Genomic DNA, 21,941 nt, shown 5'->3' with positions numbered 1-21,941 from the left:
CCGGGACGGATTACTCGGCATCGGGGGGCAGCGAGGTTTGCTGGCCGATGTTATCGCCGGCCGGGGCGGCGGCGTCGATCCGCAGCGGAAAGATCATATCCGGCCAAAAGCTGTCGTCATTGAGCGCAATATGGATTTTGACCAGGCTCGGTAAACGTTCGGCGTCCAGCCAGTCGTCCTGCCAGACCGGAGCGTCGCCAGCGTTCGGACTCTTGGCGCCGAAGTAACTGATGCGGAAGCTGCGGACGTCCTCCAGCAACACCACCGGCTCCGGCTCGGCATCCACTTGCCGCCGGTAGGGGGTCAAGGTGACGTTCAATGTAGACGTCCGGTCGCGGGCCGGTTCGATGCTGAAGATTTGCAGACCTTTGCGCGCCGAAGCGGCCGGCAGCGCGGCAACGAAGCGCAAGCTTTGCGGCAGGCCCTGAAAACTAAGTTTGGGCAATTCCGGCTCGGGGGGGGCTTGAAGGTCGTCGCGCTCGGCAGCGACGAACTCAGGCAACGGCCGGGCCGCACTCAAATGGTGTTTGAAAAATTGGTAGACCACGGCTTTACGGTTGACTTGGTCGATTTTGGTTTCGCCGCTATGCCAACTCTGCGCCGCAATCCGCAAACTGCCGAACAGCAAGGTCACCATCACGCCGAGCAGCGTGATCGCGATCAGCATTTCGATCAAGGTAAAGCCGTTAGATTGGCGGGGAAACACTATCCCTGGCCTTGCTGCAATTTCAATGTCGTTAATTCCACGCTACGGCGTTGGTCGCCGTCGCCCCAACTGACGCCAACCTGCACCGAGTAAAGTTGTGCGGCGTTTTCGCTGTTCGGATCGGGCTCGCGCAGGCTGCGCTTGGCCGGTTGATTCGAGGCCGGCGCCACTCGGACCAGCCAGTCGTATTTGTCGCCCTCGCTGCCCTCGCTGTCGCCGACCGTGAGCGGGGTTTCCACGCCGGTCCGCGCCATCAACGATTCGGCGATCTGCACGGCTATAGTGTATTCCTCGGATATGACGGCATTGTTAACGCCGGCGCCGAATACCCGCAGCAATACGCTCAATGCAATCGCCATGATCGAAAACGCCACCAGGATTTCCAGCAGCGAAAAGCCTTTATGCCGCCGCATCCGATATCCTGACTTCGCCGGTAATCCAGTTGACGTCGATCCGGCGTAATTGGTTACCCCATTCCAGCGTGATGCGGCCGCCGGTCGACGAACCGTCGCCGAAAAAGCGGATGCTGCCGATTTGGTCGGCGCCGAATTCCTCTTCGGCGACGACCAGCGACACGTCGACCTCTTCGGCGAAGGTATAGACTTTGTCGCGGTTGCTGATTTGATAGCTGTTGTTGCGCAAGTCGATGGCGACGCTGGTTTGGCGTTGCGTGGCCAGCGCCTGGCCCTGGGCGTAGCGTAAAGCGCTGGCCAGATCTCTGGCCAGCGCTTGCAGTTGGGTGCTTTTATTGCCGGAGCCGATGCTGCCGCCCAGTGCCGCGAAGCCGAGCACGGCGACCAGCAATACCACCACCAGTTCGATCAGCGTGAATCCGGCGCATGACCGCGGCGGACGCCGGAGTGCGTTGGCCGAAGCGGGCAGGGCAGCCATTTATTCCCAGCTGTTGATGTCCTGGTCTTCGCCTTCGCCGCCTTCCTTCTCGTCGGCGCCCAGGCTGAACAAGTCGAATTTGCCGTGCTGGCCAGGGAAAACGTAGTGGTATTCCTGGTTCCACGGATCCAGCGGAATTTTGTCTTTGCGCAGGTAAGGACCGTTCCAACGTTTGGCCTCGGCCGGTTTTTCCACCAGTGCCGTCAAGCCTTGCTGGGTGGTCGGATAACGGCCCTCATCGAGTTTGTACATGTCCAGCGCTGCGGCGAGGTCCTCGATTTGGACCTTGGCCGCCTTGGTCTTGGATGCACCCATATGTTTCATGACTTGCGGGCCGACGATGCCGGCCAGCATCGCGATAATGCCCAACACCACAAGCAGTTCCAACAAAGTAAAACCGCGGTGGCGGTGCAAGGTTAATTTCATGTTGTCGACTCCATTTTTATTTTTAAAATGCCAGATCGTTTACGCTCAGGATCGCCAGCAGTATCGAAACGATGATGCCGCCTATCATCAACCCCAGCGAAATAATCAAGGCCGGCTCCAGCAGCGCCAGCATCCGTTGTATCGTGGTTTTTAACTGTTTATCGTAAATTAGGGCAACCCGCATCAGCATTTCCTCCAGCCGGCCGGTTTCCTCCCCCATTTTAATCATTTGCACTGCCAGTTTGGGAAACAGGTTTTGCTGGGCCAAGGCTTCGGACATGGTCCGCCCCTGCTTCAATTGCGCCTCGGCCTGTTCCAGCAGGTCGGCCAGCACCGTATTGCCGACCGTTTCCCGGACGATGCCAAGCGATTTCAAAATCGATACGCCGTTGCCCAACAAGGTGCCGAAGGTCCGGCTGAAATTGGCGACTTCCATGGTCAACACAATTTCGCCGAACAGCGGCATTTTTAGAAAACGGCCGTCCCAGGCCTTTTTGCCGGCCGGATCGGCCAGTTGGCTTTTCAGGGTTTGCACCGCGATCACGATCGCCAGCAGCATCACCCACCAATACCGCTGCAGAAATTCGGCCAATCCGACCACGATTTGGGTCGGCACCGGCAAAGCCTGGCCGGCGCTGTCGAACATTTCCTTGAATTGCGGCACCACGAAAGTCAGCATCACGAACAGCGAGGCCAGCGACATCACCAACAGGATTGCCGGATAAATCAGCGCGGTGCTGACCGTGTCTTTCAGTTCCTGCGACCGCTCCAGATATTCGGCCAGCCGCTGCAGTACGCCGCCCAGATTGCCGCCCAACTCGCCGGCCCGGATCATGTTCAAATAAAATCGGGAAAATACCCCGCTCTGACTTTCCAGGGCATCGGCCAGGGCTTTGCCGGCTTTGACTTTTTCCAGCACCTCGCCGACCAGTTTGTTCAGTTTCGGATTTTCCTCGGTCAGCTGCATCAAGATCGTCAACGAGCGATCCAACGGCAAGCCCGACTCCAGCAGGGTTGCCAGTTCGCCGGTCAACATACCGATTTCCTTTTGCGACAGTCTGACCGCAGCGGATTTGAGTTTGAAACCGAGAAAAGTCTTGTCTTTTGCCGGCTCGATACGGATGGGCACCAAGCCCTGTTTTTGCAGTTCCAACAGCAACGTTCTTTCGTCGGCAGCGTCGCGCACGCCTTCTTCGGTGACGCCCAGATTGTTGACAACTTTGTAAGAAAATAAGGCCATGGCCGGGTACTCGCGAAACGAGGGTAGTCTTGGTAAGCCGATGTCGGCCGCTCATTTTGGCCTAATTGCCGGCCAATTACAAAAACCGCCGGCCGATACTCGGTTCAAGCGGGTAAATGAGAGTTGGGTTGGTCGGGCGCGAGCCGCTTGCAACCGGCGTTTGCCAAAATCCCCAAGCAAAACGGATTTACGGTTAAAATTCAGTTCAGCTACGGCATATTGCCGATGGCCTTAGTTTTCTCAGTCTGTTAATCGTCGCACCACCGCCAATTAAATTTTCGCGTAGTTGATCCGGGACCCAAGATGACCGAAGCCATCAGCAAAGAACCGCAAGCCATTGGGCATTTGCTGGTATCGGTTATGGGCTTGTTGCTGATTCAACTTGCCAGCCTGACGCTTCCGGTCGCCGAGTTGGCCCGGCAAATTCAGCCGCATTCGTTGTCGACCCACAATCTGATGGAAGGCGTTTCCATCGTAATTTCCGCGTCGGTGTTCGCGGTGGGCTGGAGCGTCTACCAAAAAGAAAATTCGGGCGGATTCGTGGTGATGGCGTGCTGTTTTCTCGGCGTCGCCTTGCTGGATTTTTTGCATACCCTGTCTTTCAAAGGCATGCCGGCGTTCGTTAGCGAGAGCGGACCTGAAAAAGCCATTGCATTTTGGCTGATGGCCAGAAGCCTTGCCGCAGTGGGGTTAATTGCCTGCGCGGTACCGTGCAAACGTTTATTGTCCCCGGCGTTTCGCTGGTCCGTGCTGGTTTGCGTGATCGGCCTGTGCGGCGTCGGCGCTTGGCTGGTATTTTTCCATCAGGCCCGGTTGCCGGCCACCTTCGACGAAACTACCGGCCTGACGCCGTTCAAGAAAAATAGCGAGTACCTGTTGGCAGCCCTGTACGGCTTGATCGCAGTGGTATTCGTTTACCAGGCCCGTTGGCGCCGTAACTGCGATGCCGCCGGTTTGGCCGCCGCCGCCGCGGTCATGGCGATGAGCGAGTTGTTCGTCACGTTTTATACCAGCGTCGCCGATTTGTACATTCTGCTCGGCCACGTCTACAAAGTCTTTGCCTATGCCTTTATCTACCGTTCGATATTCGTGTCGAGCGTGCAACGGCCTTATCAGCGTCTGTTCGCGGCTCACCAAGCCTTGTCGGCCAGCGAGACCAGGTTTCACGCCATCATCGACGAATCGCCGGTGGCTTACGTGGTTTACGATACCCAGGGGCGTATCGATTATTTGAATCCGGCCTTCGTCAAAATTTTCGGTTACGACCGCAGCGATATTCCGAGTTTGGCCGAGTGGTGGTGGTTGGCGCATCCCGATGCCGAGTACCGCCAGCAAGTGATCGGCCGCTGGCACGAATACCGCCGGCTTTACGACGAATCCGGCGAACTGTCGCCGCCGCAGGAGTTGGCGGTCCGTGCCAAAAACGGCAGCCTGCACACGGTATTGGTCAATAACGTGGTGCTGGACAACACGCCGGCCGCCACCAATTTTCTGATGTTGCACGACGTGTCCGACCGGGTGGAGGCGATGCGGCGGCTGGCGGAGTCGGTCGATATGCTGCAAACCGTGATCGATACCATTCCCAGCCGGGTATTTTGGAAAGACCTGGATTCGCGTTACTTGGGCGCCAATATCGCTTTCAGCCGCGACGCGGGCTTGGCCGGGCCGGAACAATTAATCGGCAAATTGGATAGCGAGTTGGCTTGGCGCGACTTCGGCGACAAATACCGGGCCGACGACCTGCAGGTCATCCGGAGCAATGCGCCGAAACTGGATTACGAGGAAGCTCAAATCGATCCGCACGGCAATACCGTCTGGTTGAAGACCTCGAAAGTCCCGCTACGCGACGCCCAGCGCCGGCCGATTGGGGTGCTGGGCGTTTACGACGACATCACGGCGCGCAAATTGGCCGAACAGGAAATGCAGCTCGCTTCGCTGGTCTACCTGAACAGTAGCGAAGCGATGCTGGTGACCGACGGCAGTGGGCTGATCATTACCGTGAATCCGGCCTTTACCAAAGTAACCGGTTACGCCGCCGACGAAGTCATCGGTCGGTCGTTCACCGGCCTGAGCCCGGAACAGCACGATCAGGCTTTTTTCAAAACCGTGTTGCGGGTAACCAATACTCAGGGGCATTGGGCCGGAGAGATCGGCGGCCGCCGCAAAAACGGGGAGGATTGCGTCCACTGGGTAACGGTCAATTCCATTTATAACGAAACCGGCGGTGTGCATCGGCGGGTCGCTTTGATTACCGATATTACCGAGCGCAAAAAATCCGAGCAATTGATCTGGCGCCAGGCCAATTTCGATCCGCTGACCAGTCTGCCCAACCGCAATATGTTTTTGGACCGTCTGGACCGGGAAATCAAAAAAGCTTTACGCCACAGCCAAAAAGTCGCGCTGATGTTTTTGGATCTTGACCGGTTCAAGGATGTCAACGACAGCCTGGGCCATTTCATGGGCGATGTATTGTTGAAAGAAGCCGCACACCGGCTGAGCGAAAGCGTGCGCGATTCCGACAGTATTGCCCGGCTCGGCGGCGACGAGTTCACGATCATTCTGGGCGAATTGGAACACACCGAAAGCGTAGACCGGATTGCCGACAGCATTTTGCAGCGATTGGCCCAGCCTTTCTCCTTGGGGAATGAGATCGCCTATATCTCCGCCAGCATCGGCATCGCCGTGTTTCCCGACGACGGTAATGACTCGGAAGCGCTGTTGAAGAACGCCGACCAAGCCATGTATGCCGCCAAAAACCAAGGCCGCGACCGTTACCAATATTTCACCGCGCAAATGCAACTGCAATCGCAAAAGCGTCTGCGTCTGGCAAACGATCTGCATGCGGCGTTGGCAAAAAACCAGTTGTTGTTGCATTACCAGCCCATAGTCGACTTCGGCTCGGGTCGGTTGGCAAAAGCCGAAGCACTGCTGCGCTGGCAACATCCGGATCTGGGGATGGTCAGTCCGGCCGAATTTATTCCGATTGCCGAGGACACCGGCAGTATCGTCGAAATCGGCGATTGGGTATTCGCCGACGCGGTGCGCCAGCTCAAACAATGGCGCGAGTTGTACCAACCCCAGTTTCAAATCAGCGTCAATAAATCCCCGGTACAGTTTCGAAAGCAGGCCGTAGAGAGCCAGGCCTGGGTGGCAGTGTTGCAGGGATTAGGTTTGCCGGGCGACAGCGTAGTTGTGGAAATTACCGAGGGTGCGTTGTTGGAAGCCAGCGACGCCAGTCGCGAACAATTGTTAGTATTCCGCGATGCCGGGATTCAGGTGGCGCTGGACGACTTTGGTACCGGGTATTCGTCGCTGGCTTACCTGAAAAAGTTCGATATCGACTACATCAAAATCGACCAGACCTTCGTGCGCAACATGGTAGCGGAATCCAGCGATATGGCCTTGTGCGAAGCGATCGTGGTAATGGCGCACAAGTTGGGGATCAAAGTGGTCGCCGAAGGTATCGAGACCGCAGAGCAATACCAGTTGTTGCGACGGATAGGCTGCGATTACGGCCAGGGCTATTTAATTTCGAAGCCGGTGCCGGCCGAGCAGTTCGAGCGCTTGTTCGCAACCGGGATTATGGTGGCTGACGCGGCCGGATAAAACCGCTAACCGGAACGGATACGCGGCGCGCATCGCAGTCAAGTCCGCCCGCCTGTTAGAATGTCGCGATGAATACGACATTGATACAGATGACCGTGCTGATGCTGTGCGGTGCCGGCTGGCGAATCACGACGCCGAACCGGCTGTCCGCCGAGCAGACCCGGCTGGTATTGACCAGCGTGGTCTACTATTTTTTCCTGCCGGCGATGGTGCTCGACGTACTCTGGCGGGCCGATATCGGTTGGCAATCGCTAAGCTTCAGCCTGTTGGGTTGCGCCAGCATCCTGGCAACCGCCGGACTGAGTTGGGCGATCTGCAAGCTGTGCCGGTTCCGCAATCCGCAAACCGGCGCCGTGATCCTGGCCGCCGCATTTCCCAACGTCACCTACCTGGGCCTACCGGTATTGGAGCAGGCCTTTGGCAGTTGGTCGCGCTCGGTGGTGATTCAACTCGATCTATTCGCCGCAGCGCCCTTGGTGTTTACCCTGGGCGTTGGCTTGGCCCGCCATTACGGCGAGTCTGCCGCAGATAAACCCAAGTCGCCGCTGGCGTTTTTGAATGCGCCGCCGTTTTGGGCGGCCTTTGTCGCTGTCGCACTGAACCTGAATCAAATCGCCACTCCCGACTGGTTGGCCGGCCTGTTGCACACTTGCTCCGGTGCCGTGGCGCCGCTGATGATCTTTTCGTTGGGATTGGCCTTGAGTTGGCGCGACGTACATCTGCGCAATCTGCCTTACGTCGTGCCGATCTTGCTGGTCAAGCTGTTGCTGATGCCATTGTTCGCCTTCTGGCTGGCCGACTATCTGGCATTGGCCGGCCAGTTCAAAGCCGCCGCGGTGCTCGACATCGCCATGCCGAGCATGGTGCTCGGTATCGTATTATGCGACCGTTATCGGCTCGATAGCGGCCTGTATGCCATGGCCGTGACGCTGACCACGGCATGCAGTTTGTTCAGCCTACCTTTTTGGTTCCATTCCTTATGACCTTGATCGCCGAAATCTTTTCCCAGGGTGCCGAAATCATCACCGGCCAGACCGTCGATTCCAACGCCGCCTGGCTGTCGCAGCATTTGACCGAGCTGGGTTTCAGCTTGAAGCGGCATACCGCGGTGGGCGACGATTTGCCCGATCTGGTCGATCTGTTCGGCGAAATTGCCCGCCGCGCCGACTGTTGCATCTGTACCGGCGGTCTGGGGCCGACCTGCGACGATTTGACCGCGGCGGCGGTCAGCGCGGCCAGCGGTGTGCCGCTTGAATTCGACGCCGCAGCCTTCGCTGCGATCCAGGCCTATTACGCCAGGCGGCAGCGCACGATGCCGGAAGCCAATCGCAAACAGGCGTTACTGCCGGCCGGAGCGCTGCGCATCGACAACCGCTTCGGTACCGCGCCCGGTTTCGCATTGCAATTTCAGCGTTGCTGGTTCGTATTTTTACCCGGCGTGCCGTTCGAGATGAAGCAAATGTTCGGCGACTGGGTGCGCGCCGATTTATTGCAACGATTCTCACTGCAGCCGGATCATTTGGTGACCTTGCGCTGCATCGGTTTGGGCGAGTCGGCGATTCAAGAGAAACTGGCGCATTTGGCTTTGCCGCCCGGTGCAGTGTTGGGATTTCGCGCCGCCCCGGACGAAGTGCAGGCCAAACTGCTGTTTCCAGCGGCGGTTCCGGAAGCTGAACGGGGGCGGGTGGCCGCCGAAGCCGCCGCCCGCATCGGCGACTATGTGTTCGCAGTGGACGGCTTGCCGGATGTGCAGGGCGACTTGCTGGCCGTCGTCGACGCGGCGCTCAACGCCGGCCGGTATTCGCTGGCGGTACTGGAAACCGCCAGCCACGGCTTGCTGGCCGCCAAATGCCTGGGCCGGCCCTGGTTGCAGCATGCCGAGTTGCGGTTGAACAGCGCGGCTGCCGACGCGGCCGATGATTGGGAAATCCGCGCCGAAGCCTTGGCGCGCGAACTGCGGGCCGAGCGGCAGACCGATTTCGGATTGGTGCAGCTCTATGCAATCGAGTCCGGCAGTTTCGACGATAAGGATAGCGGCATCGTCCTTTATAATGCCCTGGCTACGCCGCAAGGCGTGGTTTCCCGGCGGTTAACCGCGCACGGTGCCGGTATCCATAAACAGAACCAGGCCGCGTTGTTGGCGCTGGACCTTCTCAGACGCTATTTTCAAAACTCATGCCTTTAATTCGGTTAAACAACGTTTCCATCGCCTTCGGCGTGCATGCACTGCTGGACAACGCCTCATTCCAACTCGATCCCGGCGAGCGGGTCGGATTGCTGGGCCGTAACGGCGAAGGCAAATCCACGCTGATGAAAATCATCGCCGGCGAGATTCCGCCCGACCACGGCGAAATCTGGAAGCAACCGGAATTGCGCTTGGCCTGGCTGGAGCAGGCGCCGACGCTGGACGGCGACGCAACCATTTACGAAGCGGTGGCCGGCGGCTTGGGCGAACTGGGGCGCCTGATCGCAAGCTACCACGAGCTATTGACGCACATGGACGGCAGCGAACAGGCTTTGCAGGCGTTGGGCGAGGTGCAACATAAACTCGAAGCCGACCACGGCTGGGAATTTCAAACCCGGGTCGAAGCGATACTGAGCCGGCTGCAATTGCCGGCCGATGTCAAGGTCGGCAGCCTTTCCGGCGGCTGGAAACGGCGGGTGGCGTTGGCGCGGGCGCTGGTGATCGATCCGGAAGTGTTGCTGCTGGACGAGCCGACCAACCACCTGGATTTCGAGAGTATCGCCTGGCTGGAAGAACAGATTCTGGCATTTCCGGGCGCGGTGATGTTCGTCACCCACGACCGGGCTTTCCTGCAAAAATTGGCGACGCGGATCATCGATCTGGACCGCGGCCAATTGACCTCCTGGGCCGGCAATTACCAGGATTACCTGGTGCGCAAGGCCGCGGCGCTGGAAGACGAAGCCAATCAAAATGCCGAATTCGACAAGAAATTGGCTAAGGAAGAAGCCTGGATCCGGCAAGGCATCAAGGCCCGCCGTACCCGTAACGAAGGCCGGGTCAGGGCCTTGAAGAAATTGCGCGCCGAGCGCGCCGAGCGCCGCACCGGCCAAGGTTCGGCCAAATTGGCGCTGCATAAAGGCGAGAGCTCCGGCAAGAAAGTAATCGAAGCGGTTAATGTCAACTTCGGCTATCAGGATAAAACCATCATCAGGGATTTTTCCTTGCTGATCGAGCGCGGCGACAAGATCGGCCTGCTCGGCAACAACGGCGCCGGTAAATCGACCTTGCTGAAGCTGTTATTAGGCCAGTTGCAGCCGACTACCGGCAGCGTCGAGTTGGGCACCAATCTGCAAATCGCCTATTTCGACCAGTTGCGCGAACAGCTCGATCCGGAACTGTCGGTGGCCGACAGCGTGCTGGACGGCGGCGAGTTCGTCGATACTCCGGACGGCAAGCGCCACGTCATGTCCTATCTGGCCGACTTTTTATTCGCGCCGGCGCGGGCGCGTTCGCCGGTGCGGAGTTTGTCCGGCGGCGAGAAAAACCGGTTGCTGCTTGCGCGGCTGTTCACCAAGCCGGCCAACTTGATTGTAATGGACGAACCGACCAACGATCTGGATCTGGAAACCCTGGAAATTCTGGAAGAAAAACTGGTGCAGTACCAGGGCACCTTGCTGTTGGTGAGCCACGACCGCGAGTTTTTGGATAACGTCGTCACCAGCGTGCTGGTGTTCGAAGGCGAGGGCCGGGTCGAAGAGTACATCGGCGGCTATGCCGATTGGTTCGCCTTATCGGAGCGCAACAAACAGCAGCAAGTCGAAACGGCGAAAAGCGCGGAAACGGCTGCAAAAAAGGAAAAGCCCAAACCCGCTACCGGCAAAAAACTCAGCTACAAAGAGCAGCGCGAACTGGAACAGTTGCCGGAGCGTATCGAACAACTGGAGACGCGCCAGGCCGAGTTGACCGCAACGATGAGCGGCGCCGAGTTTTACAAACAGGGGCAGGACGCCGTGGCCGGAACCATGGCCGAGTTGCAGGCGGTCGAAACCGAACTGGCGGCGGCGTATAGTCGCTGGGACGAATTGGATGCGCTACAAAGCTAATGGCCGCTAGCGCCGCTCTTGATCGCCTGGATTCCCGCCGCATTGGCCGGGCATCCTTTTCAACCGGTTCGATAATAGGCGCATTGCCCTATATCAAGCTAAAATCCAGTCAATGCGTTGGCGGCGCATCGCCGGCGCAGAACGTTTTAACCAGCCGCCTGTTGCCGTTTTCAGCGCGCATCCGGCCGGCGTTATTGAGTGTCTAAAGCCTTGAAAATAAGAAATTATCTTTCCGTTTTAATTCTGTCAGCCGTAATGGAGTCCGCTGTGAGTGCACAAGAAGCAAGCCAGGCCGTCGAAGATCAAGTTCAGGCGCTGTTGGCGCAAATGACCTTGGAAGAAAAGGTCGGGCAGATGACCCAAATCGATTTCAGCGTGATTTCTGTCGCCGACGGTCAGGACGCCGAAAACCCGGTTGATCCGGTCAAGCTGGAACAAGCCTTGATGCAGTATCACGTCGGCTCGATTCTGAATGCGCCGAGTACGCCGAACAACAAGGCGCAGCCGCTCGGCAAATGGCGGCGCCTGACTCAGCAGATCCGCGAAGCCGCGGCCCGCACCCGGCTGAAAATTCCGGTGATCTACGGTATCGATGCGATTCACGGCGCCACCTATACCCAAAATGCGGTGCTGTTCCCGCAAGCGATCAGTATGGCGGCGACCTTCAATCCGGATTTGTCTTACCAGGAAGGCGAGATCACCGCCCGCGAAGTCAAAGCCTCCGGTTTGGACTGGAATTTTGCCCCGGTGATGGATATAGGCCGGCAGCCGCTGTGGCCGCGGTTGTGGGAAACCTACGGCGAGGACGTGCATCTGGCCAGCGCGATGGGCAGCGCCTACATCCGCGGCCACCAGGGCCAGGACATGGCGGCCGCCGATAAAGCGCCGACCTGTTTGAAACATTACGTCGGTTACAGCTATCCGTTAAACGGCAAGGACCGCACGCCGGCCTGGATCGGCGAACGCGCGTTGCGCGAGTGGTTTCTGCCGCCGTTCGAAGCCGGCGTTCTGGCCGGCGCGCCGACGGTGATGGTCAATTCGGCGGAAGTCGATGGCGTGCCGGGACACGCCAATCGCCATTACCTGACCGATATTCTGCGCGGCGAAATGGGCTTCGACGGTTTTACCGTATCGGATTGGGAAGACATCATCCGCTTGTACAACCGCGACAAACTGGCCGACTCGCCGCGGGAGGCGGTGAAAATCGCGGTGATGGCCGGGGTCGATATGAGCATGGTGCCGTTCGATTTCTCGTTTTATTACCTGTTGCTGGATTTGGCCCAACAAGGCGAAGTGCCGCTGGCACGGATAGACGAGGCGGTGGCCCGGATTCTGCGCGTCAAATTCCGCAGCGGGCTGTTCGAGCGGCGTGAGCCGGCCTTGGCGGAGTACGGCCACTTTGCTACCGCCACAGCCGCGGCGGTCAACCGCCAGGCGGCGCGCGAAGCCATCGTGCTGGCCAAGAACGACGCGCGCATGTTGCCGTTGAGCAAACATGCCAGCGTCCTGGTCACCGGCCCGACCGCAAACCTGCTTAGCGTGATGAACGGCGGCTGGACCATTACCTGGCAAGGCAACAAGGAAGAACTTTACCCGCAGGACAAACTGACCCTGTTGGAGGCGATCAGGCAACAAACCGACGGCAAGGTGACTTATGTCGGCGGCAAACAATTCAGCGACGAGATCAACATCGAACATGCCGTCAGCGAAGCCCGGCACCACGATGTGGTGGTGTTGGCGCTGGGCGAAAAAACCTATACCGAAACCGAAGGCAACATCGATTCTTTGCAACTGGACCCGGTGCAATTGCAATTGGCGCGGGCGATCTTCCAGACCGGTAAACCGGTGGTGCTGGTCACCTTCGGCGGCCGGCCGCGCATCATCACCGAAATCGCCAATCAGGCTCAGGCGGTCGTGCTCGGCTTTTTGCCGGGGATGGAGGGCGGTGCGGCCGTAGCCGACATCCTGTTCGGCAACGTCAATCCCAGCGGTAAATTGCCGATTTCCTACCCGCGCGATACCAACGACATCACGCCTTACGACCATAAACCGATCGAAGCCTACGAGAGTAACCAATACCGGCCCTTGTATTCGTTCGGCCATGGCCTGAGCTACACCAGCTTCGAAACCAGCGGTTTGCGGCTGGCGAAACCGGCGATTACGGCCGGCGAAAATCTGCAGTTGAGCGTCAACGTCAAAAACACCGGCAGTCTGGCCGGCAAGGAAACCGTGATGGTCTACCTGCACGACGTCGCGGCCTCGGTTACCCGCCCGGTCAAGCAACTGAAAGCGTTCAAGAAAGTGGAATTGCAGCCGGGCGAGCAGCGCACTCTGCAGTTTGAGTTAACGCCGCGCGACCTGTCGTTCATTGGCCTGGATATGAAACGGGTGGTCGAGCCGGGCGAATTCCACGTCACGGTCGGCGCCGAAACGGCTTCGTTTCATTTAGTGAACTAGCCTGTGCCGGAGCGAAGCATGGCCGATCAGCAAAACAACTATAGCGGCGCTTTGGCGGTACTGACCTCGCTGTTCTTTATCTGGGGATTTCTGACCAGCCTGAACGACATTCTGATTCCGCATTTGAAGGCCGTCTTCACCTTGAATTACACCCAGGCCATGCTAGTGCAGTTTTGCTTCTTCGCGGCTTATTTCGTGATGTCGGTGCCGTGCGGTTATCTGGTGGACAGAGTCGGTTACAAGCCCGGCATCATCGTCGGCCTGACGGTGGCCGGCGGCGGTTGTCTGCTGTTTTATCCGGCGGCCGCTTTGCATGCCTATCCTTTGTTTTTGACCGCGTTTTTTGTGTTGGCCTCCGGCATTACCTTGCTGCAGGTTGCCGCCAATCCCTACGTCACGGTGTTGGGCAATCCGGACACGGCTTCGAGCCGGTTGACCTTGACCCAGGCCTTCAATTCCTTGGGCACGACGATCGGGCCCTATTTCGGCTCCCTGCTGATTCTGGCGACGGCAGTGAAAACCTCCGACGAGCTGGCATCATTGAACGCCGAACAATTGTCGGTGTACCAGGCGGCGGAAGCGGCGGCGGTGCAACAGCCGTATTTGTGGCTGGCGGCGGTGTTGTTCGGTTTGGCGGCGGTGTTTGCCTTTCTGAAATTACCCACCGTAACTGCAACGGCGCCGGCCGCATCAGCAGGGGCTATGCCTGAGCCGGAGGCCGCAGCCAGTGCCTGGCAGTTTCCGTTGCTGGTGTTGGGCGCGCTGGCGATTTTTGTGTACGTCGGCGGCGAAGTCGCCATCGGCAGCTTTCTGGTCAATTTTCTGGGGCAGGCGGATATTGCCGGCCTGACCGAACAAGAAGCCGGCAAACTGGTGTCGTTCTATTGGGGCGGGGCGATGGTGGGCCGCTTTATCGGCGCGGTGGCGATGCGCAAGGTTCATCCGGGCAAGGCTTTGATCTTCAACGCTTTGTGCGCGGCGGGATTGGTCGGTCTGGCGATGTTGGCCGACGGTCGCGTTGCGACGGTTGCCATTCTGGCGGTCGGTTTATGCAATTCGATCATGTTTCCGACCATTTTTTCCCTGGCCTTGACCGGCCTGGGGGCTCATACCGGCCAGGGTTCCGGTATCCTGTGCTCGGCCATCGTCGGCGGCGCGCTGATTCCGCTGCTGCAGGGCCTGTTCGCCGACCGCATCGGCATCCAGTATGCGTTTTTCGTACCTTTGCTTTGCTATCTGTACATCGCTTATTACGGCAAGCGCTGCGCCCGCCAATTACGGTTCAATACCGACTGACGCGAGCTTGAATGCGGGCTACGCCAATTGTAAAGCGGTTGACGCCAACAAACTCGTGACACTGCCGTTGCAAAACTCCTGTACCTATTTGCAGTTTTCGGTTGAAATGGCATAGCGCAATACCAACAAGAAATGGCTGCGTTCGGCTGAGTTGAGAAAGCGATATCCCGCAATAAAATGGGGTATCGACTGTAAAAGCTGGGTTTCATGCCCCGCGCCGGGCCTGCCGCCTTAGGGTGAGGAGAATCAAAAATGGCCGAAAAACCTTTAGCGCAAGAAATTATCCCTCCAGCGGAAACCCAGGTCATCGAAAACCTTTCCGCGCGGCTCAAAGCCAAAATCGTAAATGACTATCCAGCCGGCATCATGCGCCGTGATGCCCATCCCAAGATGCATGGTTTGGTCAAAGCCGAGTTTACCGTCAACGCCGATTTGGATGACGAATTGCGGGTTGGTTTGTTCAAAGAACCCAAAACCTATCAGGCCTGGGTCCGGTTTTCCAACGCCAGCGGCTCGATCAGACCGGACCGGGACCGTGACATTCGCGGCATGGCGATCAAGTTGATGGGAGTGCCGGGCGATAAAGTGCTGGAGGCCGAACGGCACGAACAGACCCACGATTTGCTTTTGATTAGCGCCAATCAGTTTGTCGCCAGGGACGTTGCCGAATTTGACGCCTTGGCAGCAGCGCTGAGCGGTAGTTTGTTCGCCAAGTTGCGGTTTTTTCTTTGCCATTGGCGAGTGGCCTGGATTTTACTCAGAACGATGCGCAGGCACGCCAACCCGTTGCAGATCCGCTACTTCAGCGCCACACCGTATCTGTTTGGGGAGTTGGCGGTCAAGTACGCGGCAATCCCGCAACTCGTTGCTGTCGCCGAACGTCCGGCCAAACCCACGGCCGATTTTTTGCGCGAGGCCATGGTCAAGCAGTTGCAGGTCGGCGATATGCTATTCGACTTCGCAGTGCAATTCCAAACTGACGCCGAGGCGATGCCGATCGAAGACCCTGGTGTCGAATGGCCGGAATCGGTTTCGCCATTCCGCAAGGTGGCGACGCTCAGGATCTTTCGGCAGGCGTTTGATACCGAGGCGCAGAATGCGTTTGGCGAGCAGTTGTCTTTTACGCCTTGGCATGCCTTACCCGAACACCGGCCTCTAGGCGGCATCAACCGGGCCCGGAAAGTTGTTTACGATGCGATTTCGGCGTTCCGTCACGAGTCCAACAACGTGCCGCGGACCGAGCCGAGTGGATGGGATATTTAGCTCGCGGTAGCAACCTCAAGCGGTTCGAATGGAGATACAGATGTTTCCAGTGTCCATGCAGACTGATGTCAAGATGGCACTGGGCTTAAAGCGTTGATGACACTAGTGTTAACGAGAACCGAGAGTCCGAATGCTTCCGGATCTGAATTTTCCGCACGGCTTCTGTGGCCCGAGCTAGGGCTTGGCTTTCAGTAAGGTCGAGCCGACGATGGTACGCAGCGCATACCATCTGCTGGCATTCCCAAACGGCGCGGCATTATGCAGCCGCTGCCTGCTGGGATAGGGCGTTAGCGGCAATCGAACTGTTTCGGCCAGTCGAGGTAATTGAACACCTGTCCCACATTGCGCACGGTTTCCACCGCGGCCAAGTCCAGGTCGGCGTAGACCCATTGCACTTTGTTGTATTCGCCGATTGCCAAAATGCCGTTGTTCGGGAAGCCGCGATCGACCGGCGTGTAGATCGCCGCCGCGCCGCAGTTGACGTCCACGGCTTCCGACCAGTCCGCATTGCCGACCAGCGAGGCCTGCACCACGTAACATTGATTTTCCAGGGCGCGGGCCTGGCAGCCGATCCGGACCCGGTAATAGCCGGCCTCGGTATCGGTGCAGCTCGGCACCAGAATCAAAGTGGCGCCGCGTTCGGTCTGCTGGCGAGCGTAGTGCGGGAATTCACTGTCGTAGCAGATGTTGATCGCCACCTTGCCGAATACGGTATCGAATACCTTAATTTCCAGGCCGCGGGAAATATGCCATTGCTCGTTTTCGAAGCGGGTCATCGTCAGTTTTTCCTGAAAATCGACGTCGCCTTGCGGGGTGAAGAAATAGGCGTGGTTGCGGAATTCGCCGTTGTCGTGTTTGACCGGATAAGTGCCGGCCTGGATATAAACCCGGTGTTGCGCGGCCAGGGATTTGAACAAGTCGAGGTACTGCGGCAACAGGCTTTGCAGGGCTTCCAACTGGCCGGACAAAGATTGGTAGATTTCCGGCGGGAACAGCGAGGCCAATTCCATGCAGGCGTATTCCGGGAACAGCAGAATGTCGGCCCGGTTATCGGCGGCTTCCTGGACCCAGCGGCGGGCCTTTGCTTCGAAGTTTTCCCAGGTTTCCAGGAAGCCGATATCGTATTGGGCGCTGGCGATTTTAGGCATTGCCTTCCTCCTTCAACCAGAACGTCATCGGCTTGGGCGTTTCCGCGCTATCGTCCAGATCCTTCCAGGAATAAGTGGTCTTCAGTTCCGGATGCTTGAAATAACTGCGTTTATTCCAGAATGCGTCCAGCGGCACGTAGTCGGCGGGCCGGCGCGGATGGTCGATTGGGCGTTCGACGCAGCAGAAGGTGATGTGTTTGAAGCCGCCCAGGTCTGCGGCGTGGGCTTCGCGCTGTTCGAAGAACTTCACACCGATGCCCAAGCCGCGATAGGCTTTGTTCAACACCGATTCGCCGCAATAAAACACCTCGTCCGGGTTGTAACCGTGTTCGACGAACGGCTTTTTGACCTCGTCGGTTTCGTATTTCAGCGGGATGGCAGTCGAGGCGCCGATGATTTTGTCGTCGTCGAAAGCCAGCACGATGACGCTGTCCGGGCAGTTGATGTAGGTTTGCAGGTATTTTTTCTCGTACTCGTAATCGCCGTCGTACAGGTAAGGAAAATCGCGGAACACTTCGATGCGCAGGCGCGCCAATTCCGGGATGTATTGAACCAAGGCTTCGCCGCTGAGGCGCTGAATGCGGATATCTTTGCTCATGTGGATATGCGGTTGGGTGGAAACGAAACAGCAACCGGCATTTCGGGCCGGTCAATCCGCTATTGTATTGCACGAGGCTTTGGTTGCCTATGCGCTGATTGAGTTCGGTGTGGTCCGGCTCGCGGCGATTACCGGTTCTTATGCGGCCCGCTGAGTTTTGCCGGTTGCAGCGGTTAACGGCCTAATACGATAGGCTCGGTGGTGGCGGCGCTTCAGTAGAATGTTGAAGTGCCTCCCGGCGTAAGGTTTGCGGTCAAATGGTTTTATGGGCCAGGTTGGGCAGCAGAGGCCGAAGGTCGCCGTTCGCACTCTAACGTTTTGAATCGATATTTCGCCGTTTTACGCTAGACTGGGCCTATGTAAAACAAGCGCGATTCAAGGTTGCCGAATTCGGCCGTCCAATAACCGGTAGCATCCGATTTTATGCAGAGATTTCGCCTAGTCACTTTTAAGATTGCGCTGATTGTGGGCAATTGCCTGAACGCAAGCGTTTCTCTGGCCGGAGCCGATATCGAAGTTCTGAAAAAAATGTCGTTGGAAGACATTTTGAATGTGGAAGTGGTGTCGAAGAAAGCCGAAAGCCAACATTCGGCTGCCGGCATCGTCAGCATCGTCACCCGCGACGATATCGAGCGCTACGGCGCCAACACGCTGGCCGACGTGTTGAACCGGGTCACCAGCGTTTACATGCTCAGCACCTATATCTGGTCCAACAGCACCGCGGCGGTGCGCGGCGACGCGCTGACCCACGTCAACAACCATACCCTGGTGCTGATCAACGGCCGGCCGTTTCGCGATAGCGCTTACGGCGGTTTGAACGAGACCATGTTCCGCGACTTTCCGATCCACCATATCGAACAAATCGAAGTCGTGCGCGGCTCCGGTTCGGTGTTGTACGGCAGCAATGCTTTTACCGGCGTAATCAATATCGTTACCCAAAAGAAACAGGACAACCGGCTTACCGTGCGCGGCCGCTACGGCAGCTACAATACCGGCCAAGCCGAAACCGAGTTCGGCTGGAACCGCGGCGACGCGGCGATCAGCGGCGCGGTGAGGTATCGGGCCAGCGACGGCTGGACGGCATCTGCGGTCGACGAAACCCGGCAAAACGTCAATTTCCGCAACGACGACGGCGACGTCAGCGCCAGCATCTGGGGCGGCTGGAGAGAATTCGATTTCAATTTGTACGTGGTCAACAGCCAGAAACAGCATTGGGGCGCGGTGCCGATCGGCTTCGGCCAACAGGTCGAGAACAACCGCCTGTTTTTCGACGCCGGTTACAACCACCAAATCAACGACTTTTGGCGCAGCAAATGGAATCTGACGCTGAACAAGTTCTCGCAAAACTACAATCTGCCGGTAGCCGGCGTGCCCTACCTGACCGATTTGTGGGAAAACAACCTGTTGCTGGAGCAAAGCCATTACCTATCGTTTTTCGACGATAAACTGAATCTGCTGCTGGGCGGGCTGGTGGAATGGCAACAAGGGCAGGTGACTCAGGTTTCACACCCGAACACGTTGGCGCCCTACGAGCAATTGAAGTCCAGCATTTACGCGAACGTCGGTTACGCCATATTCGATAATCTGCAGCTCAATCTCGGCGGACAATGGCACCGCTTTGACCATTTGAAGGCGGCTCCGAGCGGCGTCGCGGAAAACGACAACGCCATCGACGGCCTGGTCGGCCGCGCCGGCCTGGTTTACGAAATGACGGCCAATTGGGGCGCCAAGTTGTTATTCGCCCAGGCTTATCGGGCGCCGAGTGCCGGCGAATTGGGCGCCAATTCGGCGGTGGTGTTGGGCAACCGCAGCGTGGAGCCGGAAAAAGTCGAAACGGCCGACGCCCAGATTTTTTACCACGATGCCGATTACCAGATCTCGTTGACCGCGTTCGAAAGCCGGGTGACCAATTTGATCGTGCGCAGCCCGATCCCGAATACGGTGCCGACCCGGCTGCTATACGTCAACGGCGGCTGCGCAACCTTCGAGGGCCTGGAACTGGAGACCGAGGCCAAACTGTTGCCCGGTTTGTCCTGGAAAGGCTCTTACACCTTCCAAACCAATCGCGACGAAAACCAACAGAACAATAAAACCCTAATGCCCAACCACATGGCGAAACTGGGCTTAAGCTACGATTTCAGCCCCAACGTCCAAATCGGCGTGTTCGATACCTATTTCAGCGCCGCCAAAGCCGCTCCCAGTGCGTTATTGGTCAATCCGTCTGCCGGCGGTTATCACAACGTCAGCGTCAACGCCAATTACAAGTTGAATAACTGGCTGGGAGCCGCCAAACACAAACACATGACTTTTACCTTGTATCTGGACAATGTGCTCGACGAAAATTTTTATTATCCGGAGTTCAACCGTAAAAACATCAACACCGTTCCGGCATCCCCCGGCCGTATGCTTTTCGGCGAAATTGCGTTGGAGTTTTGAGGCCTGGAATCGAGTGAGGCTGCGCGGCCGGCCTCGGCGGCACTGTTGGCCGATAGCCCGCTCAGTTCGCCGCCGGGGCAGTCCCGCCGTTGGGTTCCGTTTCCGCCGCAGGGATGGCGTTGAGTTGTTGAATCGCCTTGATCTGCCGATCGGCGTCGACCAGGGCGGTCACGGCGCAGGTTTCGCCTTCGCGGCACAATCCTGCGATCAGTTGGCCGATGTCGGAGTCGGCAGCAAAATACAGGCGTTGGCCGTCCGAGCTTTCCAACATTGCCCCGGATTCGGCGTAAACGGCACGACCGGTCATGCTGATGGATTGGTAGGCCAGCGGATTCGCGGCTTGATCCGCCGGGTCCGGTGCCGAATCGGATTCGTCGGCGTCGTTTTCGGTTTGCGGGTTGATCACGTTTTCCAAGCCGGGTACCGGCATCTCGCTTTCCGGATCATTCAGAAAGCGGTTGAGATGCGCGTCGGTGTCGGTCAAGGTTTGTTGGAGCCATTGGCCGTCGATGATACGGTCGTTGGTCTTAAGAATGCCGGCGGCATATTCGTAACCGGCCTGCAGGCCTTCGGCCCCGGCTCGTGCTATGCCCATTTCCACCCATTGGTTTTTCTGTTCCTCGCCGATCGCATCACCGCTAACGCTGACCCGGCCGGAGGATTGCAATACCTTAGCCAACGCAATGTCGGCGTCGGGATTGGCGTTGGGTTTCAGTTCTATCGTCAGCTGGCCGTTTAGTGCGCTATTTGCGGCGGAGTTACTGACGGTGCCGCTCAGTTTAGTGATACCGGTGGAGAAGCCGCGATTAATGGCTTGTTTCAGGGCCTTGCGGTAACGTTGGTTTTCCTCCAGCGTCAGATTTTGAAACGATTTGGATTCCTTGGCAATGTCGGCCAGGGTTTTGATGCTTTCGGCATCCAGTCCGCGAATGGCAAGCTCAAGCGCCAGATCTCTCGCGGCATAACCCATCGTATCGATACTGCCCAAGGCATACTGGATGGTCGTATCGATTCGGTCGCCGTTTTGTACCGTCGCACTGGATACCCCAAGTCTTTCGCCGCTAGCGTTCGTCGACGCGATTTTGTCCACGGTAAAGCTGGAGGTGCCCAAGCCCAGTCCTCGATCCAGCAGATTAAGCTGCAGGCCCATTCCTTGTACATCCAGTGCATTACCATTGCCGCGCAGGGTAAAACGCGGCGCTTTTAAGCTGAGATTCACCCTTTTTTCGTCGGCTTCGATATGACCGGTCAACGGTTCCAGGCGCCAGCTTTCGCTATCGGCTGCTCCTCCGGCCATTTCCGCGGAGGCAATATCGGAAAACACCGTGCCGGAAAACGCCGAATGCCCGCTGCCGCTGAACTGCAGCCCCGGCCCGTCGCGATCGGGTTCGGGCCGCTGCCGCAAGGTCCAGTTAAACCGCATGGCCGAGCCGGGCAGAATCAGGTGGCTGACGTTGTATTGCACATCGGCGACGACCCAATATTTGCCGGTTTGGTCGGGACTGCACAAATCGCCGACTTGCAGTTCCAGCGAGCCGTTGGCCGACAACAAACCGTTCTGCTGTTGTAAATTGCTCAAACGCACAGCGCAATCCGCCGAGGTCTTGTCCACCCGCTCCGCCAGTTCCCGTTCGGCATTGCGGCCAAGATAAACGCTGGCGCCCAGCCAAGCTGCCGCGAACAGGGCGATAGCGCCTGCCGCCTGAATTAGAGGTTTTTGCTCCATGATCGCCACCCAATGCTGTTTAGATAACGGCGCCAGTCTAACAAACACCGCACTGCTCTGGCTGCAGCCGGCACCGGCAA

Annotated in this window: 16 protein-coding genes; 8 read left to right on the top strand and 8 right to left on the bottom strand. The window is 57.9% G+C overall.

The annotated features are described in order from the left end of the window. Positions 1–10 precede the first annotated feature (10 nt). The 5 genes from ACH518_RS14550 to ACH518_RS14530 are packed head-to-tail and all read right to left on the bottom strand — an operon-like array spanning position 11 to position 3,263. Positions 11–706: a prepilin-type N-terminal cleavage/methylation domain-containing protein gene (locus tag ACH518_RS14550; protein WP_445370616.1), complete on the bottom strand. Its 696-nt coding sequence runs from the start codon at positions 704–706 to the stop codon at positions 11–13. Next, positions 706–1,119, bottom strand: a complete 414-nt coding sequence (locus ACH518_RS14545) for a type IV pilus modification PilV family protein (RefSeq protein WP_445370615.1) — start codon at positions 1,117–1,119, stop codon at positions 706–708. Before ACH518_RS14545 ends, ACH518_RS14550 begins: the two co-directional genes overlap by 1 nt. After that, positions 1,106–1,597, bottom strand: a complete 492-nt coding sequence (locus ACH518_RS14540; protein ID WP_140911241.1) for a GspH/FimT family pseudopilin — start codon at positions 1,595–1,597, stop codon at positions 1,106–1,108. Before ACH518_RS14540 ends, ACH518_RS14545 begins: the two co-directional genes overlap by 14 nt. After that, positions 1,598–2,023 (bottom strand): type II secretion system major pseudopilin GspG, encoded by a 426-nt coding sequence (gene gspG / locus ACH518_RS14535; protein WP_140911242.1) that lies wholly within the window; start codon positions 2,021–2,023, stop codon positions 1,598–1,600. A gap of 22 nt (positions 2,024–2,045) precedes the next feature. Next, positions 2,046–3,263, bottom strand: a complete 1,218-nt coding sequence (locus ACH518_RS14530; protein WP_445370614.1) for a type II secretion system F family protein — start codon at positions 3,261–3,263, stop codon at positions 2,046–2,048. 303 nt (positions 3,264–3,566) lie between these two features. Here ACH518_RS14530 and ACH518_RS14525 point away from each other — a divergent pair, with 303 nt between their 5' ends. The 7 genes from ACH518_RS14525 to ACH518_RS14495 all read left to right on the top strand — a co-directional run bounded on the left by ACH518_RS14525 (position 3,567) and on the right by ACH518_RS14495 (position 15,953). Next, entirely contained in the window at positions 3,567–6,869 is a 3,303-nt protein-coding gene (locus tag ACH518_RS14525; RefSeq protein WP_445370613.1) for a bifunctional diguanylate cyclase/phosphodiesterase, read from the top strand. A 68-nt stretch (positions 6,870–6,937) separates the two neighbouring features. Continuing rightward, the gene (locus ACH518_RS14520) at positions 6,938–7,852 is read left to right on the top strand and encodes an AEC family transporter (protein ID WP_445370612.1); all 915 of its coding nucleotides are present in this window, start codon (positions 6,938–6,940) and stop codon (positions 7,850–7,852) included. Further along, the gene (locus ACH518_RS14515) at positions 7,849–9,054 is read left to right on the top strand and encodes a competence/damage-inducible protein A (RefSeq protein WP_445370611.1); all 1,206 of its coding nucleotides are present in this window, start codon (positions 7,849–7,851) and stop codon (positions 9,052–9,054) included. Before ACH518_RS14520 ends, ACH518_RS14515 begins: the two co-directional genes overlap by 4 nt. Continuing rightward, positions 9,045–10,937 carry an ATP-binding cassette domain-containing protein gene (locus ACH518_RS14510; RefSeq protein ID WP_445370610.1) on the top strand — a complete coding sequence of 631 codons (1,893 nt, stop codon included), beginning with the start codon at positions 9,045–9,047 and terminating at the stop codon, positions 10,935–10,937. The genes ACH518_RS14515 and ACH518_RS14510 overlap by 10 nt, the downstream gene beginning before the upstream one ends. Positions 10,938–11,204: 267 nt before the next feature. Continuing rightward, a complete protein-coding gene (locus ACH518_RS14505) occupies positions 11,205–13,394 on the top strand; it encodes a glycoside hydrolase family 3 N-terminal domain-containing protein (protein ID WP_445370609.1) in 2,190 nt (729 codons plus the stop codon). A gap of 18 nt (positions 13,395–13,412) precedes the next feature. Next, positions 13,413–14,690, top strand: coding sequence for a sugar MFS transporter (locus tag ACH518_RS14500; protein ID WP_445370608.1), 1,278 nt, complete (start codon positions 13,413–13,415; stop codon positions 14,688–14,690). Between the two features lie 252 nt (positions 14,691–14,942). Next, on the top strand, positions 14,943–15,953 hold the full coding sequence (locus ACH518_RS14495; RefSeq protein ID WP_445370607.1) for a catalase family protein: 1,011 nt from the start codon (positions 14,943–14,945) through the stop codon (positions 15,951–15,953). A 287-nt stretch (positions 15,954–16,240) separates the two neighbouring features. On the opposite strand, the gene ACH518_RS14490 is transcribed toward ACH518_RS14495, so the two are convergent. Both ACH518_RS14490 and ACH518_RS14485 read right to left on the bottom strand, forming a co-directional pair. Next, positions 16,241–17,101, bottom strand: coding sequence for a carbon-nitrogen hydrolase family protein (locus ACH518_RS14490; RefSeq protein WP_445370606.1), 861 nt, complete (start codon positions 17,099–17,101; stop codon positions 16,241–16,243). Then, positions 17,094–17,699 (bottom strand): GNAT family N-acetyltransferase, encoded by a 606-nt coding sequence (locus ACH518_RS14485; RefSeq protein WP_140911252.1) that lies wholly within the window; start codon positions 17,697–17,699, stop codon positions 17,094–17,096. The genes ACH518_RS14490 and ACH518_RS14485 overlap by 8 nt, the downstream gene beginning before the upstream one ends. A gap of 423 nt (positions 17,700–18,122) precedes the next feature. On the opposite strand from ACH518_RS14485, the gene ACH518_RS14480 reads away from it, so the two are divergent. After that, a complete protein-coding gene (locus ACH518_RS14480; RefSeq protein ID WP_445370605.1) occupies positions 18,123–20,135 on the top strand; it encodes a TonB-dependent receptor plug domain-containing protein in 2,013 nt (670 codons plus the stop codon). Positions 20,136–20,196: 61 nt separating this feature from the next. Here ACH518_RS14480 and ACH518_RS14475 read toward each other — a convergent pair whose 3' ends face one another. After that, positions 20,197–21,909 (bottom strand): DUF945 family protein, encoded by a 1,713-nt coding sequence (locus ACH518_RS14475; protein ID WP_445370604.1) that lies wholly within the window; start codon positions 21,907–21,909, stop codon positions 20,197–20,199. Between the last annotated feature and the right edge of the window lie 32 nt (positions 21,910–21,941).

The sequence above is a fragment of the Methylomonas sp. HW2-6 genome (assembly GCF_052474525.1).
Note: the sequence above shows the minus strand (reverse complement) of the source record. Positions and strands in the feature narration are given on the sequence as shown.

Bases quoted from the DNA above. Each gene is read 5' to 3' on its own strand.
- ACH518_RS14545 (WP_445370615.1), bottom strand. From the start codon at position 1,119: ATGCGGCGGCATAAAGGCTTTTCGCTGCTGGAAATCCTGGTGGCGTTT.
- ACH518_RS14540 (WP_140911241.1), bottom strand. From the start codon at position 1,597: ATGGCTGCCCTGCCCGCTTCGGCCAACGCACTCCGGCGTCCGCCGCGG.
- gspG (WP_140911242.1), bottom strand. From the start codon at position 2,023: ATGAAATTAACCTTGCACCGCCACCGCGGTTTTACTTTGTTGGAACTG.
- ACH518_RS14530 (WP_445370614.1), bottom strand. From the start codon at position 3,263: ATGGCCTTATTTTCTTACAAAGTTGTCAACAATCTGGGCGTCACCGAA.
- ACH518_RS14525 (WP_445370613.1), top strand. From the start codon at position 3,567: ATGACCGAAGCCATCAGCAAAGAACCGCAAGCCATTGGGCATTTGCTG.
- ACH518_RS14520 (WP_445370612.1), top strand. From the start codon at position 6,938: ATGAATACGACATTGATACAGATGACCGTGCTGATGCTGTGCGGTGCC.
- ACH518_RS14515 (WP_445370611.1), top strand. From the start codon at position 7,849: ATGACCTTGATCGCCGAAATCTTTTCCCAGGGTGCCGAAATCATCACC.
- ACH518_RS14510 (WP_445370610.1), top strand. From the start codon at position 9,045: ATGCCTTTAATTCGGTTAAACAACGTTTCCATCGCCTTCGGCGTGCAT.
- ACH518_RS14500 (WP_445370608.1), top strand. From the start codon at position 13,413: ATGGCCGATCAGCAAAACAACTATAGCGGCGCTTTGGCGGTACTGACC.
- ACH518_RS14495 (WP_445370607.1), top strand. From the start codon at position 14,943: ATGGCCGAAAAACCTTTAGCGCAAGAAATTATCCCTCCAGCGGAAACC.
- ACH518_RS14490 (WP_445370606.1), bottom strand. From the start codon at position 17,101: ATGCCTAAAATCGCCAGCGCCCAATACGATATCGGCTTCCTGGAAACC.
- ACH518_RS14485 (WP_140911252.1), bottom strand. From the start codon at position 17,699: ATGAGCAAAGATATCCGCATTCAGCGCCTCAGCGGCGAAGCCTTGGTT.
- ACH518_RS14480 (WP_445370605.1), top strand. From the start codon at position 18,123: ATGCAGAGATTTCGCCTAGTCACTTTTAAGATTGCGCTGATTGTGGGC.